At 69.4% G+C, this 14,684-nt stretch carries 10 protein-coding genes and 4 tRNA genes; 8 read left to right on the top strand and 6 right to left on the bottom strand.

Annotated features, from left to right (window positions below; all coding sequences use genetic code 11):
* Positions 1-550 precede the first annotated feature (550 nt).
* Complete coding sequence (locus tag IZR01_RS27780) at positions 551-1,198, top strand: hypothetical protein (protein ID WP_194925562.1); 648 nt, start codon at positions 551-553, stop codon at positions 1,196-1,198.
* A 475-nt stretch (positions 1,199-1,673) separates the two neighbouring features.
* Here the strand turns inward: IZR01_RS27780 and IZR01_RS27775 are convergent.
* The 3 genes from IZR01_RS27775 to IZR01_RS27765 form a co-directional block, all read right to left on the bottom strand.
* Positions 1,674-1,745: transfer RNA gene (locus IZR01_RS27775), tRNA-Val, on the bottom strand.
* A gap of 38 nt (positions 1,746-1,783) precedes the next feature.
* Positions 1,784-1,854, bottom strand: a tRNA-Cys gene (locus IZR01_RS27770).
* A gap of 49 nt (positions 1,855-1,903) precedes the next feature.
* Positions 1,904-1,976: transfer RNA gene (locus IZR01_RS27765), tRNA-Gly, on the bottom strand.
* A gap of 373 nt (positions 1,977-2,349) precedes the next feature.
* Between IZR01_RS27765 and IZR01_RS27760 the strand changes: the two genes are divergently transcribed.
* The 3 genes from IZR01_RS27760 (at position 2,350) to IZR01_RS27750 (ending at position 5,291) form a co-directional block, all read left to right on the top strand.
* Positions 2,350-3,219, top strand: coding sequence for a S1 family peptidase (locus IZR01_RS27760; RefSeq protein WP_194925561.1), 870 nt, complete (start codon positions 2,350-2,352; stop codon positions 3,217-3,219).
* Between the two features lie 169 nt (positions 3,220-3,388).
* Complete coding sequence (locus IZR01_RS27755; protein WP_323747113.1) at positions 3,389-4,438, top strand: chorismate-binding protein; 1,050 nt, start codon at positions 3,389-3,391, stop codon at positions 4,436-4,438.
* A gap of 16 nt (positions 4,439-4,454) precedes the next feature.
* Positions 4,455-5,291 carry an aminotransferase class IV gene (locus IZR01_RS27750; protein ID WP_194892293.1) on the top strand — a complete coding sequence of 279 codons (837 nt, stop codon included), beginning with the start codon at positions 4,455-4,457 and terminating at the stop codon, positions 5,289-5,291.
* 160 nt (positions 5,292-5,451) lie between these two features.
* On the opposite strand, the gene IZR01_RS27745 is transcribed toward IZR01_RS27750, so the two are convergent.
* Entirely contained in the window at positions 5,452-5,865 is a 414-nt protein-coding gene (locus IZR01_RS27745; protein ID WP_012786429.1) for an SsgA family sporulation/cell division regulator, read from the bottom strand.
* Between the two features lie 430 nt (positions 5,866-6,295).
* On the opposite strand from IZR01_RS27745, the gene IZR01_RS27740 reads away from it, so the two are divergent.
* Positions 6,296-6,367: transfer RNA gene (locus tag IZR01_RS27740), tRNA-Val, on the top strand.
* Positions 6,368-6,412: 45 nt separating this feature from the next.
* On the opposite strand, the gene IZR01_RS27735 is transcribed toward IZR01_RS27740, so the two are convergent.
* Positions 6,413-7,051, bottom strand: a complete 639-nt coding sequence (locus tag IZR01_RS27735; protein WP_194892292.1) for an alpha-ketoglutarate-dependent dioxygenase AlkB — start codon at positions 7,049-7,051, stop codon at positions 6,413-6,415.
* A 91-nt stretch (positions 7,052-7,142) separates the two neighbouring features.
* Here IZR01_RS27735 and IZR01_RS27730 point away from each other — a divergent pair, with 91 nt between their 5' ends.
* Positions 7,143-8,780: an ABC-F family ATP-binding cassette domain-containing protein gene (locus tag IZR01_RS27730; protein WP_194925560.1), complete on the top strand. Its 1,638-nt coding sequence runs from the start codon at positions 7,143-7,145 to the stop codon at positions 8,778-8,780.
* Between the two features lie 114 nt (positions 8,781-8,894).
* Here IZR01_RS27730 and IZR01_RS27725 read toward each other — a convergent pair whose 3' ends face one another.
* The gene (locus IZR01_RS27725; RefSeq protein WP_194892290.1) at positions 8,895-9,506 is read right to left on the bottom strand and encodes a hypothetical protein; all 612 of its coding nucleotides are present in this window, start codon (positions 9,504-9,506) and stop codon (positions 8,895-8,897) included.
* 83 nt (positions 9,507-9,589) lie between these two features.
* On the opposite strand from IZR01_RS27725, the gene hrpA reads away from it, so the two are divergent.
* The gene (hrpA, locus tag IZR01_RS27720) at positions 9,590-13,522 is read left to right on the top strand and encodes an ATP-dependent RNA helicase HrpA (RefSeq protein WP_194925559.1); all 3,933 of its coding nucleotides are present in this window, start codon (positions 9,590-9,592) and stop codon (positions 13,520-13,522) included.
* A 136-nt stretch (positions 13,523-13,658) separates the two neighbouring features.
* A complete protein-coding gene (locus IZR01_RS27715) occupies positions 13,659-14,507 on the top strand; it encodes an SAM-dependent methyltransferase (RefSeq protein WP_194925558.1) in 849 nt (282 codons plus the stop codon).
* The last annotated feature ends 177 nt before the right edge of the window (positions 14,508-14,684 follow it).

The following is a 14,684-nucleotide window of genomic DNA, read 5'->3' as shown; positions in this document are numbered from 1 at the left end:
CCGCCCCACCCGATCCGCGAGCACACCCCCGACCACCGCCGACACCGCGGCCCCCACCGCATTCAGCGCGGCGACGAACCCCGCGAACGCCGCCGAGTGCCCCAACGACCGCGTCAAGTAGTACGACAGAAACGGCGCGACGAAAGCCCCCGTCCGCGCCACCAAAGTACTGAACCACACCCACCAGAAAACGCGCGGCAGCCCCCCGACATCCAGCACACGCAGCACCCTCGCCCGCATCCCCCACCCCAGTCCAGGTCGCCGCCAGACACCGAGGTAACCACCGCAGCGCCGCATCAGAGATTACTAACCACCGCTGACAGCCGCACCGCCTTTTCACCCCCAAGATCACCAACCACGAGGCCCGCGAACCCCACCGACGACGAGCCAGGACCACCCGACAGACACACCTTCAAGGCCGCACTGTCAGGGCGATGAAACAGCCGCAGACCGCCGCCCCGGACACAACCGCAGGCCCCGGACGACGTCGTGCTGGTGGACGCCGAAGGCCTGCGCGGCCTGCTCACCGGGTCCTCACCACGGGCGCCTGGTGAGTGCGCCCGCGATGGCCGAGTACCGGGAGACCCGCACCGCCCTGCCCTGGCGGCTGGTCGTGTCGGGCGGGGCGGTCCCGGCCGGACTGATGCTGGTCGGCGTGGTGCTCGGCGCCGCTGTGGACCCGGCGTGGTTCATCGCCGTGGCCGTCGTGCCGATCTGTCCGCCCTTTTCCCCCTACATCAGCCTGCTGTGGCGGAACCGCCGCACCGGGATCGTGGTGGACGACGCGGGCGTCCGGATCGGGGCGCCCGACGGCGGCCCCAGACTCGTATCAGGCCTCATGGTCCGCCGTTCGGTCGGCGCGGATCGAGACCAACGCGGCGGTCATCGACGCCATGATGAACGCCCGCCGGATCTTCAGCGCAAATCGGTACTGGCGCGTCGCGCGCGGCCACTCGCACTACACGCTCGCCGCCGGCGTCCTAGTGCCGCCCTTCGCCCGGACCGTGCGGACCGTCGAACTCGCTGCGCTGACCGGAATCCAGGCTCGGCCACCGCGGCCCGGCGGTACTTCGGCAACTATCTGAACGTCGGCTCCTTCTCACGCCGGTATGAGCCGCAGGAGAGCTCCTTGTGGCTGGTTCCGAGCCCGCGTCCAGAGGACCTCGCGTCGTCACTGGCGGAGCACGGACTCGGCTGATCAGCTCGGTCAACGAGACCAACACGCGGCCAGGCGGTGGTCCGTACACCAGTCCACAGGGGTGGGGGCGAGTCATCGACAGCGCGATGTAGGGATCCCACACGAGCCCGGCGGAGGCAGGTCCACAAGGCCCTGCGAGAAGCCCAACCGGAGCATCCGGCTCCGACGCGACTGTCGGTTGAGTACCTCAAGCGGGTGCCTGGCCTGCTTGCGCCCTTCCCATGAGCACTGTCGTGCCAGCTGGGGTCCTGACACTCCGTCGAACAGGCTCTCAACCCATGGCGAAGGGCGCAAGGCACGCTTGATCTTTTCCGCGTATTTTCCGCAGCGAGCCGTATTCAGTCGGCCGAGACCGGAAACAGCCGGGAACGTCGTTCGCTCGTCCGTTCCAAAGATCACGATCCGTATTCCCGCCGCAAGGCCCTGAACAGCAAGAAGACCCCGAACCATGTTCGGTTCGGAGCCTTCTTCTATGTGGGCGATACTGGGATTGAACCAGTGACCTCTTCCGTGTCAGGGAAGCGCTCTCCCGCTGAGCTAATCGCCCGTGCTTGTGCTGTTGTCCTGCGGCGTTGCCTTCGTGCGAGGTGGTGACGGGATTTGAACCCGTGTAGACGGCTTTGCAGGCCGTTGCCTCGCCTCTCGGCCACACCACCGTGGGGCCGATCAGGCGTGGAACACGGTACCCGACCAGCCTTCCGTCCGAGCGGATGACGAGACTCGAACTCGCGACCCTCACCTTGGCAAGGTGATGCTCTACCAACTGAGCCACATCCGCATGCGCCGTCGGGGTTTCACTCGGTTTCCCTCGTTGCGCCCCCTGGCGACACCATGAACTGTAGCGGATCGGGGCGGGGATCCAAAAACCATTCCCCTCAGGTGTCACATGGTTGGGTTGAAATCTGCCCGGAGGCGGGCAGAACGGTGTTCGTGGTCTCGCTGGGCGATCATGTCGCTACAATGAGTCGCCATTCGTTCGGGTGGTTCGGCGGCGGCGACGGGTCGGTGTGCTGGTCGGCGCGGCCAGCATGGTGCGGGTCGGCGGACGGGTTCCGGCGTGCGGTTCGGTTTCGGGTGTGAACGGGAAGAGGTGCGCGATGGCGCGGCTGAGGCGGCGGGTCGCACGGATGGCGGCTTGGAGCGTTGCGGGGATGCTGACCGTGGCGGGGGTGGCCGCGGCGACTGCGTTGGCGGCGCCTTCGAAGCCGGCGGCGGAGGCGTTGCGGCCGATCCCGCGGATCGTCGGGGGTGCGGCGGCGCCGGACGGGGCGTATCCGTTCATGGCCGCGCTTCAGCAGTGGGCCGGCAACGGTTATCTGACCATCTGTGGCGGGACGCTCATCGCTCCGGATGAGGTGCTGACCGCGGCGCACTGCGTGGACCAGTGGTCGGTCGGGCAGCTGACCACCGACGGGCAGCCCAAGGAGCGGATCATCGTGGGCCGCGCCGTGCTGTCCGCGGATGGCGGCGCGGTTCGGGTGCCCGGCGCCATCCACGTCGACCCGGCCTGGGACTCGGCCACGGAGGCCGATGACGCCGCGGTGGTGCGGCTCGACTCGCCGATCGCCGGTGTCTACTCGCCGACCATGCCGACCTCCGGCAACCAGGCCTACGAGCAGTCCGGAGCCCCGGCCCGCGCGATCGGCTGGGGCAGCATCCAGGCGCAGGGCCCGGCCGACGTCGGCGGCGGCGTGTACCCGGACGAGCTACAGCAGGTGGACCTGCCGGTGGTCGGCGACACCGCCTGCCAGGGTGTGTTCGACGGTGTCCGCAATCCCCAGCTCTACCCGCAGGAGATGCTGTGCGCCGGCGGGGACGGCCGGCACGACGCCTGCACCGGCGACAGCGGCGGCCCGCTGCTGACCGCCCTGCCCGGCGGCACCTGGGAACTGATCGGGGTCACCAGCTGGGGCAACGGCTGCGCGGTTCCGGGCACGCCGGGCGTCTTCACCCGGCTGTCCGCGCCGGATATCCACACCTTCGTGGCGACCGCGAGCGGGGCGACCGACTTCGGCCCGTGAGGTGACCGGGCCGGGCAGGGAGGCGGAGCCGTGAGGTGACCGCACTCGGCAAGTGATCGCGCTCGGCGGCCACCCCAAATCGGAGGGCGGCTGAGCGCGATGAAGAGAGCCTGGCCCCTCTACAGAACCGCCCACGAGCCCAGGTACCGCGCCGAGAGACAATGAGGGCGTGCCCTCCCTCGCCCAGCACGCCCCACTGATAGCCACCGGAGCCGAGCCCCTGGCCCACTTCGCGGGCCGGCTCGCGACCGGCCTGCGCGACGTCACCTCGGACCTGACCGCCCTGGACTCCACCGGTTTCTGGGCCGTCGTGGGCACCTACGAAGGCGACTGGACCCTGGCCCGTTTCGACGACGTCCGGGACGCCCCGCTCCCCCCGCCGACGACGCCCTGGATCGGCCCCGATCGCGACGCCTGGGTCTCCTCGATGGATCAGGGCGCCTACGTGGGCGCCGTCAAAGCCATCCGCGACGAGATCGCCGCCGGCGAGGTCTACCAGGTGAACCTCTGTCGCGTCCTGTCCGCGCCGATCGCTTCGCAGGCCGATCCTGTCGCCCTCGCGGCGCGCCTCCATATAGGGAATCCCGCTCCGTACGCCGGCTTGGTGGATGTGCCCGGCACCCGAGTGGTGACCGCGTCTCCCGAACTCTTCCTCCGCCGTGAGCGTCGCCGCGTCACCTCAGAGCCCATCAAGGGCACCGCGCGGACCGCTGAGGAGTTCCTGCCCAAGGACACCGCCGAGAACATCATGATCGTCGACCTGGTCCGGAACGACCTGGCCCGGGTCGCCGAGATCGGTACCGTCGAGGTGCCCTCGCTGCTGCGCGTCGAGCCGCACCCCGGCCTGGTGCACCTGGTGTCCACCGTGACCGCCGACCTCGCCCCGGACGCCGGGTGGCCCGAGCTGGTCGCGGCGACCTTCCCGGCCGGTTCCATCACCGGCGCGCCGAAAAGCAGTGCCCTGCGGATCGTCGACGATCTTGAGAACGCCGCGCGCGGCCCTTACTGTGGCGCCATCGGTTGGGTGGACGCCGACCGCGGGCTCGGCGAACTCGCCGTGGGGATCCGCACCTTCTGGTGGCGGGACGGCCGCCTGTGCTTCGGTACCGGGGCCGGAATCACCTGGGGATCGGATCCGCTGGGAGAATGGGACGAGACCGAGCTCAAGGCCGCGCGGTTGTTGGCGGTCGCCTCGGGTCCACAGCTTGTCGGCGAGTGAAGGAGACTTGTGAGCCATGAGCACTGACAAAGTCTGGGTCGATTCCGGCCTGGTCGACGCCTCGATCCCGCACATCTCGGTCTTCGACCACGGCTTCACCGTCGGTGACGGCGTGTTCGAGGCGGTCAAGGCGGTCGGCGGGCGCCCCTTCGCCCTGACCCGGCACTTGCAGCGGCTGGTCCGCTCGGCCGACGGCCTGGGGCTGCCGCCGGTGGACGTCGACGCCGTCCGGCACGCGGTGACCGAGACCCTGCTCGCCAACGACGTCCCGCCCCTGGCCCGGATCCGGATCACCTACTCGGCGGGGCTCGCGCCGCTGGGCTCCGAGCGCGGCGACCACGGGCCCACGCTGGTGGTGGCGGTCGGTGCGAGCAAGGCGCACGCCGAGACCACGGCGATCGCCACCGTGCCCTGGCCCCGCAACGACCGCGGTGCCCTGGCGGGTATCAAGACGACTTCCTACGCCGAGAACGCTAAGGCGGTGGCCCACGCGCACGACGCCGGAGCCACCGAAGCGGTGTTCGCCGACACCGCCGGCCGGCTGTGCGAGGGCACCGGAAGCAACATCTTCGTGGTCCGTGACGGCCAGATCCTGACCCCGACCCTGGACACCGGCTGCCTGGCCGGCGTCACCCGCGCCCTGGTGCTGAAGTGGATCCCGGGCGCCGAGGAGGTCGACCTGCCGCTGGAAACGCTGCTGGACGCCGACGAGATCTTCCTGACCTCGACGCTGCGCGACGTGCAGGGCGTGCACCGGGTGGACGGCCGCGAGCTGGCCGCACCGGGCCCGGCCACCAAGGACGTGATGGCCGTGTTCGCCGAGCGGTCCGCCGAGGACCACGACCCGCTGTAGAACCAGCGGCGGAACTCTCTGCAAAGAACGCTACAGAAAAACGCTATAGAGAACCCGCAGAGAACTTGGGCCAGAACCAGAGAACCTGCGCAACAAACGGAACGCCCCCGCCGATGGTGATCGCATCGGTGGGGGCTCAGTGGTTCCGGGGAGTCGCGCCTCAGTTGTCGGCGAACAGGTGCACGAGCTCGGCGTCCAGGTCATAGAACCGGTGCTCCAGTCCTGGCGGGACGGCAGTGTTGGTGCGCTTGAGGAAGGATTCCAGGGCCCGCGCGGGGGCCTCCAGAAGCGCCTCTCCCTCAGGCGAGCTGAGCGCCAGGCACACGATGGCCTGGCCGCGGCTGCGCGAGGGCCACACCCGGACGTCGCCGGTTCCGGTGGGCCGACGAAGCCCCTCGGCCAGCAGTTCCCGGGCGAAGACCCAGTCCACGGTGTCCTGCCCGCCGGTGTGGAACGTGGCGTGCACGGCGTAAGGGTCGGCGGTGTCGTAGCGCAGGCCCGCGGGGACCGGCAGCGAGGAGTCGCCGGAGATGACGAGACGCAGCTGCAGCTCACAGGTGACCGATGAGCTCATGGCGGTCGGCCTTTCGCTAGGAGTGCGCCGAGGCGGGCGGTCCCGTACTCAGCGGTTCACACCCCCGCGTTCCAGTTGGTCCGCGTCGAGGGGCGCGAAGGAGGAATGCCACGGTCCGGTGGTCGGTAAACCCGTGTGCCCGGTATACGGCGATGTGCGTAGGCCATCAGGTCGAGGACAAGACCTTGACGTGCACGACAAGCGCCCCGGCGACGCGCGGCGCAATCCCCCGAATCGGGACAGAACCCACCGTATACCACCAGTGACACAGTGTGACGAATTCCACTCTTTCCGGCGGGTCGCCGCCCCTTACGCATAACGCCCCAACCGCGGCGCGCGCCGCGGCGGAAAGGGGTGCGCGCGGCACCGTGTGGATGCGGTAAGGTTACGGACGTCGGAACGGCCCTAGCGGCGCGCGACGACCAGGCACGGGCGATTAGCTCAGCGGGAGAGCACTGCCTTCACACGGCAGGGGTCACTGGTTCGATCCCAGTATCGCCCACCCAGAATCCGACCGCCATCTCATCGAGATGGCGGTTTCGTGTTTTCACCGCACTCCCCTCGGCCGGAATTGAACGCTGATCCGCGGGCCCAGCGGCCGTGCGGACTTCGGCACCGCGTGTTCCCAGGTGCGCTGGCAGCTGCCGCCCATGACGAGCAGGTCGCCGTGGCCGACTTCGTAGCGGACCGGCATGGCGCCGCCGGCTCGGGGCCGCAGAGCCAGGACTCGCGGGGTGCCGAGGGACATGATCGCGATCATGGTGTCCTCCGACGAGCCTCGGCCGATGGTGTCGCCGTGCCAGGCCACGCTGTCCCGGCCGTCGCGGTACAGGCACAGGCCGGCCGTGGTGAAGGGCTCGCCGAGTTCGGGTCCGTAGTTGCCGTCGAGGGCAGCCCGCGCCTGCGTGAGCATCGGGTCCGGCAGGTCTTCGCCGTCGCCGTAGAAGCAGAGCAGGCGGGGGACGTCGACCACCCGTTCGTACATCCTCCGGCGTTCGGCGCGCCAGGGCACGGATTCCAGAAGGCGGGCGAACAGTTCGTCCGCTCCCGAGATCCAGCCGCGGCGGAGGTCCACCCAGGCCCCGTCGCTCAGCGTCACGCGCTCGACCGCGGCACCGAGCGCGCCGACTGACTCGGGCGTGTCGGTGTCGAGGAGCGAGCCTTGGAACCACGCATCGTCGAACATGTGTTCAATTCTAAGCGGAACCGCTGACCGGGCGGCTATCGTCGAGGCGCACAAGAGCCCAACTTCAAGAGCACCACGGGAGTCACGCCGCATGAGCGCCACGCTCGTCGCCAAGGAACTCACCGCCGGCCACGGCGACCGCGTCCTGTTCTCCGGCCTGGACCTCGTGGTCTCCCCCGGCGACGTGGTCGGCCTGGTCGGGGTGAACGGCGCCGGAAAGTCCACGCTGCTGCGCCTGCTCGCCGGGCTGGACCAGCCCGAGCAGGGCGGGGTCCAGCTCAGCCCGCCCAGCGCCACGATCGGCCACCTCCCGCAGGAGCCCGAACGCCGGCCGTCGGAGACCGTCCGGCAGTTCCTGTCCCGCCGCACCGGCGTGACCGCCGCACAGGAGGCCCTGGACGCCGCGACGGCCGCCCTCGTCGAGAGCGCGCCCGGCGCCGACGACGCCTACTCCGAGGGCCTGGAGCGCTGGCTGAACCTCGGCGGCGCGGACCTCGACGAGCGGGCCGAGGCGGTCGCGGCCGACCTCGGCCTGGCCGTGGACCTGGACCAGGAGATGACCTCGCTGTCCGGCGGCCAGGCGGCCCGCGCCGGCCTGGCCTCGCTCCTGCTGAGCCGCTACGACGCCTTCCTGCTCGACGAGCCGACCAACGACCTCGACCTGGACGGCCTGGAGCGCCTGGAGCGCTTCGTCTCCGAACTGCGCGCCCCGGTGGTCCTGATCAGCCACGACCGCGAGTTCCTGGCCCGCACCGTGAACCGGGTCGTCGAACTCGACCTGGCCCAGCAGCTGATCCGCCAGGTCGGCGGCGGCTACGAGGACTACCTGAGGGAGCGCGAAGTCGAGCGCCAGCACGCCCGCGAGGAGTTCGAGGAGTACGCCGATACGAAGGCGGGCCTGGAAGCCCGGGCCCGGATGCAGCGCAACTGGCTGGAGAAAGGCGTCAAGAACGCGCTGAAGAAGCGGCCGGACAACGACAAGATCCTGGCGAAGGCGCGCGCGGAGTCGACTGAGAAGCAAGCGGCGAAGGCCCGCCAGACTGAGAAGCGCATCGAGCGCCTGGATGCCGTCGAGGAGCCGCGCAAGGAGTGGGAGCTGCGGATGACGATCGCCGCCGCGCCCCGCTCCGGCGCTGTGGTCGCCACTGTGCGGGAGGCCGTGGTTCGCCACGGCGACTTCACGCTGGGCCCGGTGAGCCTGCAGATCGACTGGGCCGAAAAGGTCGCGATCACCGGAGCCAACGGCGCGGGCAAGACCACCCTGCTCGCCGCACTCTTGGAACGCGTCCCCCTGGACGAGGGCACCGCCTCCCTGGGCCCAGGCGTCGTGGTCGGCGAGGTCGACCAGGCCCGCGGCCTGTTCCTCGGCGACCAGGCGTTGCTGAGTGCTTTCGAGGAGCAGGTCCCGGAGATGGAACCGGCGGAGGTCCGCACCCTGCTGGCGAAGTTCGGACTGAAGGCCGAGCACGTGCTGCGCTCGGCCGCGACGCTGTCCCCCGGCGAGCGGACCCGGGCCGCGCTGGCCCTGCTCCAGGCCAGGGGCGTGAACCTGCTGGTGCTGGACGAGCCGACCAACCACCTGGACCTGGCCGCGATCGAGCAGCTGGAGTCGGCGCTGGCGAACTACCCCGGGACGCTGCTGCTGGTGACGCACGACCGGCGGATGCTGGAGGCGGTGCAGACCACGCGGCGGCTGGATGTGGCCGACGGGAAGGTCACCGAGGTCTGAGGCCGGTCCCGGCGCGCCGGCCGCCGCACCTCGACAGGTCGCCGCACCTCGACAAGCCGCCAGCGGGCAAGTGACAGCACTGGGCCGCCGCCCGCCGGCGCGAGCCGACAGCGGTCAGCCGCGAAGCACCTGCTGGCCCTCCGCGAAGAACCCCGCGACCTCGTCGGCCGTCGCCGCCAACGGCCGCACCGCCCCGAACGGCGCGTTCCAGAACGCGCCTGTGCGCGGTTTGTGGGGCCCGACGTACATGTAGGGATCGTCGAGGTAGTCGTCGCCGAGCGAGACGCCGTAGTTGACCTCGTTGACCGTGATGGCGACGTCGAAGTGCTCCGGCCACAGCACGGGTATCTGGTCCGGGGCGAAGCGGCGCAGGCCCTGGTCGCCTCGGTCCAGCGCGTCGAGGAGCACCCTGGCGGCGCGTGGGTCGAGGACCGGACGGTCCGACGGCTGCGCACCGGAACCATGTTGGTACAGCCCTTCCGGAGCGCCCGCGATCACCCCCAATCGGGAACCGAGTTCGGCGTACGTGGCGCCGCGCACCTCCACCGCGGCGTCGTGGGACCGCACCTTCTGGTGGTCGACGCGCAGGTCGGGGGCCACGATCGTGGAGAAGGCGCCGGGCAGGACCCGCAGCCTGATGGTGCCGTGCTGCCGGTATTGCGGCCCGGCGAGCAGCAGTTCGGCGATCCCGTGCAGGGATGCCCTGGTGGTCTGGTTGGAACCCATCGCGTGCTCCTATCCGCCGGCGGCGTGGCCCCGGCGATAACCAGAAGAAGTAATGCCCGGGCGCAGCCTATCCTTGACTTGCCATGGACTCTCAGCTCAAACCGGCTCCGCTCGCCGAGCTCACCGCTCGCCTCGCGGAGCTGACGCCGCCTGACCGGCGTCGCCTGTCGCGCCGTATCGACGGCGCCCGTCGCATCCGCAATCCGCAGGCGCTGCAGGCGGTGGCGGCGGAGATCGAGGCCGAGATCCTGGTGGCCGCCGGGCGGGCGCGGGCGCGCCGGGCCAGCGTCCCGAAGGTCACCTATCCGGAGAACCTGCCGGTCAGCGCGCGCAAGGACGACATCGCGGCGGCGATCCGGGACCACCAGGTCGTGGTGATCGCCGGCGAGACCGGGTCCGGCAAGACGACACAGATCCCGAAGATCTGCCTGGAACTGGGCCGGGGCGTCGCCGGGCTGATCGGGCACACGCAGCCGCGCCGGCTGGCCGCCCGCACCGTGGCCGAGCGCATCGCCGAGGAGTTGGGGCAGCCGCTCGGGGAGTCCATCGGCTACAAGGTCCGCTTCACCGACCACTCCAGCGACGGCACGCTGGTCAAGCTGATGACCGACGGCATCCTGCTGGCCGAGATCCAGCAGGACCGGACGCTGAGCCGCTACGACACGATCATCATCGACGAGGCGCACGAGCGGTCGCTGAACATCGACTTCCTGCTCGGCTATCTCAAGAACCTGCTGCCGCGCCGCCCCGACCTGAAGCTGATCATCACCTCGGCGACCATCGACCCGGAGCGCTTCGCCCGGCACTTCGCCGACAAAGACGGCAAGGACGCCCCGATCGTTGAGGTATCCGGCCGCACCTATCCGGTGGAGGTCCGCTATAGGCCGCTCCTCCTAGAGGATCCCGAGGCGGACGGCGACGCCGGGGACCGGGACCAGATCCAGGCGATCAGCGACGCCGTGGACGAACTCGGCCGGGAGGGCCACGGCGACATACTCGTGTTCCTCTCTGGAGAGCGCGAGATCCGCGATACAGCGGACGCCCTTAAGAAGCGCAACCTACGCACCACAGAGATCGTCCCCCTATACGCGCGCCTGAGTACCGCCGAACAGCACAAGGTCTTCGAGTCGCACGCCGGCCGCCGCGTCGTCCTGGCGACCAACGTCGCAGAGACCAGTCTCACCGTCCCGGGGATCCGCTACGTGATCGACCCGGGCACCGCGCGCATCTCCCGCTACAGCAACCGCACCAAGGTGCAGCGCCTACCGATCGAGCCGGTGTCGCAGGCCTCGGCGAACCAACGCAAGGGCCGCTGCGGCCGCACCAGCGACGGCATCTGCATCCGGCTCTATGGTGAGGATGACTTCCTCTCCCGCCCGGAGTTCACAGAGCCCGAGATCCTCCGTACCTCCCTGGCGTCCGTCATCCTGCAGATGAGTGCGCTCGGCCTGGGCGACGTCGCCGCGTTCCCGTTCCTGGACCCGCCGGACGCCCGCAACATCCGCGACGGGGTGAACCTGCTCCACGAACTCGGCGCGCTCGACCCCGAGGAGCAGGACCACCGCAAGCGCCTGACCCCGGTCGGCCGCAAGCTGGCCCAGCTCCCGGTGGACCCGAAGCTGGGGCGCATGGTCCTGGAAGCGGACCGCAACGGCGCGCTGAAGGAAATCATGATCATCGCCGCCGCGCTGTCCATCCAGGACCCGCGCGAGCGCCCGGCGGACAAGCAGCAGGCGGCCGCGGAGAAGCATTCGCGCTTCAAGGAGCCGGGCTCGGACTTCCTGGCTTGGCTGAAACTCTGGGACTACATCAAGGAGCAACAGAAAGAGCTCTCCTCGAACCAGTTCCGGAAGCTGTGTAAAGCGGAGTTCCTGCACTACCTGCGCATCCGCGAGTGGCAGGACGTGCACAGCCAGCTCAAGCAGATCGCCAAGCAGCTGGAGCTCACCCCGAACAGCACCGAAGCCAGCCCCGACCAGATCCACATCAGCCTGCTGAGCGGACTGCTCTCGCACATCGGCCTCAAGGACACGGACTCCTTCGAGTACATCGGCGCCCGCAGTGCGAAGTTCGCCATCTCCCCCGGCTCGGTCCTCTTTAAGAAGTCGCCGCAGTGGGTCATGGCGGCGGAACTAGTCGAGACGAGCCGTCTGTGGGGGCGCGTGGTCGCCACCATCAAGCCGGAATGGGCAGAGCCGCTGGCGCAGCACCTAGTGAAGCGCACCTATAGCGAACCCCACTGGGAGAAGTCTGCGGGCGCCGTCATGGCGTTCGAGAAGGTGACGCTCTACGGGATCCCGATCGTCGCCTCCCGGAAGGTGAACTACGGCAGCATCGACCCCGAGGTGGCGCGCGACCTGTTCATCCGGCACGCGCTCGTAGAGGGCGACTGGCAGACCCACCACAAGTTCTTCTCCGAGAACCGCAAGCTGCTCGCAGAGGTCGAGGAACTGGAGAACCGCGCACGCCGCCGCGACATCCTCGTGGACGACGAGACGCTGTTCGTCTTCTACGACGACCGGGTACCGGCCGACGTGGTCTCGGCCCGGCACTTCGACTCCTGGTGGAAGAAGACCAGCCGGGAGCAGCCGGACCTGCTGAGCTTCGAGAAGTCGATGCTCATGAACGACGGCGCGGGCGCCGTGGTGGAGCAGGACTACCCGGACTCCTGGCGGCAGGGCCGGATGAAGTTCCGGCTGACCTACCAGTTCGAGCCGGGCACGGACGCCGACGGCGTCACCGTGCACATCCCGCTGGCGGTGCTCAACCAGGTCGCGCCGGAGGGCTTCGACTGGCTGATCCCGGGCCTGCGGGAGGAACTGCTCACGGCGCTGATCAAGTCGATGCCCAAGCAGCTGCGGGTGAACTTCGTCCCGGCGCCGAACTTCGCCCGGGCGCTGCGCAAGACCCTGATCCCCAACGAGGGCCCATTGCTGGACGCGATCGCCCGCGAGCTGCGCGCCGTGTCCGGACACCGGGTCGAGCCCATGGACTTCGACCTGGACCGGGTGCCGGACCACCTGAAGGCGACCTTCCGGATCGTCGACGACAAGGGCCGCAAGCTCGCCGAGGGCAAGGACCTGGAGGCGCTGAAGCTCACGCTGAAGGTCAAGACCCGGGACGTCATCAACGACGCCGCCGACGGGCTGGCCCGCGAGGGGCTGAAGAACTGGAGCGTCGGCACGCTGACGAAGACCTTCGAGCAGAAGCGCCGGGGGCTGACGATGAAGGCCTACCCGGCGCTGGCCGACGCCGGCGACAGCGTCGCGGTGCGGCTCTACGACACCGCCGAGGACCAGCGCCGCGCCATGGCCACCGGCACCCGCCGGATGCTGCTGCTGAACATCAACTCGCCGGTCAAGCACATCAACGGCCGGCTGAGCAATCCGGCGAAGCTGGCGCTGAGCCACAATCCCTACGGCAACGCCGTGGCGCTGCTGGAGGACTGCGTCGCCTGCGCGGCCGACCACCTGATCGCCCTGAACGGCGGCCCGGCCTGGGACGAGGCGGGGTACCAGAAGCTGTTCGACGCGGTCCGCGCCGAGCTGGCCGACACCTCGATGCAGGTGGTGCACACCGTCGAGCGCATCCTGTCGGTCTGGCACGAGGTGGAGCGCAAGCTCAAGGGCACGACCAGCCGTTCCCTGCTGACCGCCCTCGCGGACATCCGCGACCAGCTGACCGGGCTGATCCACAAGGGCTTCGTCTCCGAGACCGGCTTCGACCAGCTGCCGCAGGTGGTCCGCTACCTGCGGGCCGTCGACCGGCGGCTGGACAAGCTCCCGGACAACCCGAACCAGGACCAGCTCCTGATGTTCCAGATCCACGACGTCCGCGACGAGTACCAGTTGCTGCTGGACCGGCTGCCCGCCGGCCGCCGCGGCGACCCGGACGTCCGGCGGGTCCGCTGGATGATCGAGGAGCTGCGGGTGAGCCTGTTCGCGCAGCAGCTCGGGACACCGGAGACGGTGTCGGCCAAGCGGATCTACCGGGCGATCGACGCGATCGAGGGCTGAGCAGCGTCCGGTGCTCTGCCACCCGGTACCGTGCTGTGCGACGCAGTGCCGCGCTATCCGGCGGCGCATTATTCGGCTCAACAGCATTTCCCATCTAGGTATCAGCGCTCGTGCAACGCCGGTATGATCCGAGGCCATGAGCCCTGCTGCCGGGACCCCGTGGTCCGACCCCGTCGCCACCGACTCCGCCAGCAGCGGTGGTGCCGATGCCGGAAGCCGGATAGACACCTCGAAGCCGCACCCCGCGCGGATCTACGACTACTTCATCGGCGGCAAGCAGAACTTCCCCGCCGACCGGGCCGTCGCCGACCAGCTGGTCGAGACCATGCCGGTGCTCCCGGTGCTGGCGCGGGCGAACCGGGCGTTCCTGGGGCGGGCCGTGCGCTACGCGGCGCAGCAGGGGGTGAAGCAGTTCCTGGACATCGGCGCGGGGCTGCCGGCCGCCGGGAACACCCACGAGGTGGCCCAGTCTGTGCACCCCGACGCCACGGTGGTCTACGTCGACAACGATCCGCTGGTCACCGTGCACGGCCGGGCGCTGCTCGCCGACGAGGCGCGGACCCGGGTCTTCGAGGCCGATCTGCGCGATCCCAAGTCGATCCTGTCGCACCCCGACGTCACAGCGCTCATCGACTTCGACCAGCCGGTGGCCCTGCTGATGGTCGCGGTGCTGCACTTCGTCACCGACGAAGCCGACCCGGACAGCCTGGTCGCCACCTTGACCGAGAACCTGGTCCCCGGCAGCCATCTGGTGATCTCACACGCCGGTTCGGACCTGCTTCCGGAGGACTTGGAGGGCATGGAGGCCTACCAGCAGGCCTCCGAAGGCGCTCTCCGCGATCACGCCCAGGTATCCGCGTTCTTCGATGGTTTCGATCTGGTCGATCCCGGTGTGGTGCGGTTGCCCGAATGGCAGCCGACCGAAGAACTGCCGACCGATATCAACCGGTACTGGATGTACGGCGGTGTCGGCCGGAAGCGGTGATAACCCCTAATGGGGTTCATAGGTTTACCTCTCCTTGCTGTCCCGACTGTCCTGGAACGTCCTGCCCTGGGCCGCTGACCCGGCCCCGACATAAGCCAGGGACCTGCGACATCGCCCATGTCACAGCCCCTTCACGGTTCCGGACCCGCGTTGCAGGCCGGGGGCCGGAGCCGAAAT

Origin of the sequence: Catenulispora pinisilvae, assembly GCF_015356865.1 — a bacterium.
Lineage (GTDB): Bacteria > Actinomycetota > Actinomycetes > Streptomycetales > Catenulisporaceae > Catenulispora > Catenulispora pinisilvae.
The sequence above is the reverse complement of the archived record's forward strand: the minus strand, read 5'-3'. Positions and strand labels throughout refer to the sequence as shown.

Bases quoted from the DNA above. Each gene is read 5' to 3' on its own strand.
- IZR01_RS27760 (WP_194925561.1), top strand. From the start codon at position 2,350: ATGCTGACCGTGGCGGGGGTGGCCGCGGCGACTGCGTTGGCGGCGCCT.
- IZR01_RS27750 (WP_194892293.1), top strand. From the start codon at position 4,455: ATGAGCACTGACAAAGTCTGGGTCGATTCCGGCCTGGTCGACGCCTCG.
- IZR01_RS27745 (WP_012786429.1), bottom strand. From the start codon at position 5,865: ATGAGCTCATCGGTCACCTGTGAGCTGCAGCTGCGTCTCGTCATCTCC.
- IZR01_RS27735 (WP_194892292.1), bottom strand. From the start codon at position 7,051: ATGTTCGACGATGCGTGGTTCCAAGGCTCGCTCCTCGACACCGACACG.
- IZR01_RS27730 (WP_194925560.1), top strand. From the start codon at position 7,143: ATGAGCGCCACGCTCGTCGCCAAGGAACTCACCGCCGGCCACGGCGAC.
- IZR01_RS27725 (WP_194892290.1), bottom strand. From the start codon at position 9,506: ATGGGTTCCAACCAGACCACCAGGGCATCCCTGCACGGGATCGCCGAA.
- hrpA (WP_194925559.1), top strand. From the start codon at position 9,590: ATGGACTCTCAGCTCAAACCGGCTCCGCTCGCCGAGCTCACCGCTCGC.
- IZR01_RS27715 (WP_194925558.1), top strand. From the start codon at position 13,659: ATGAGCCCTGCTGCCGGGACCCCGTGGTCCGACCCCGTCGCCACCGAC.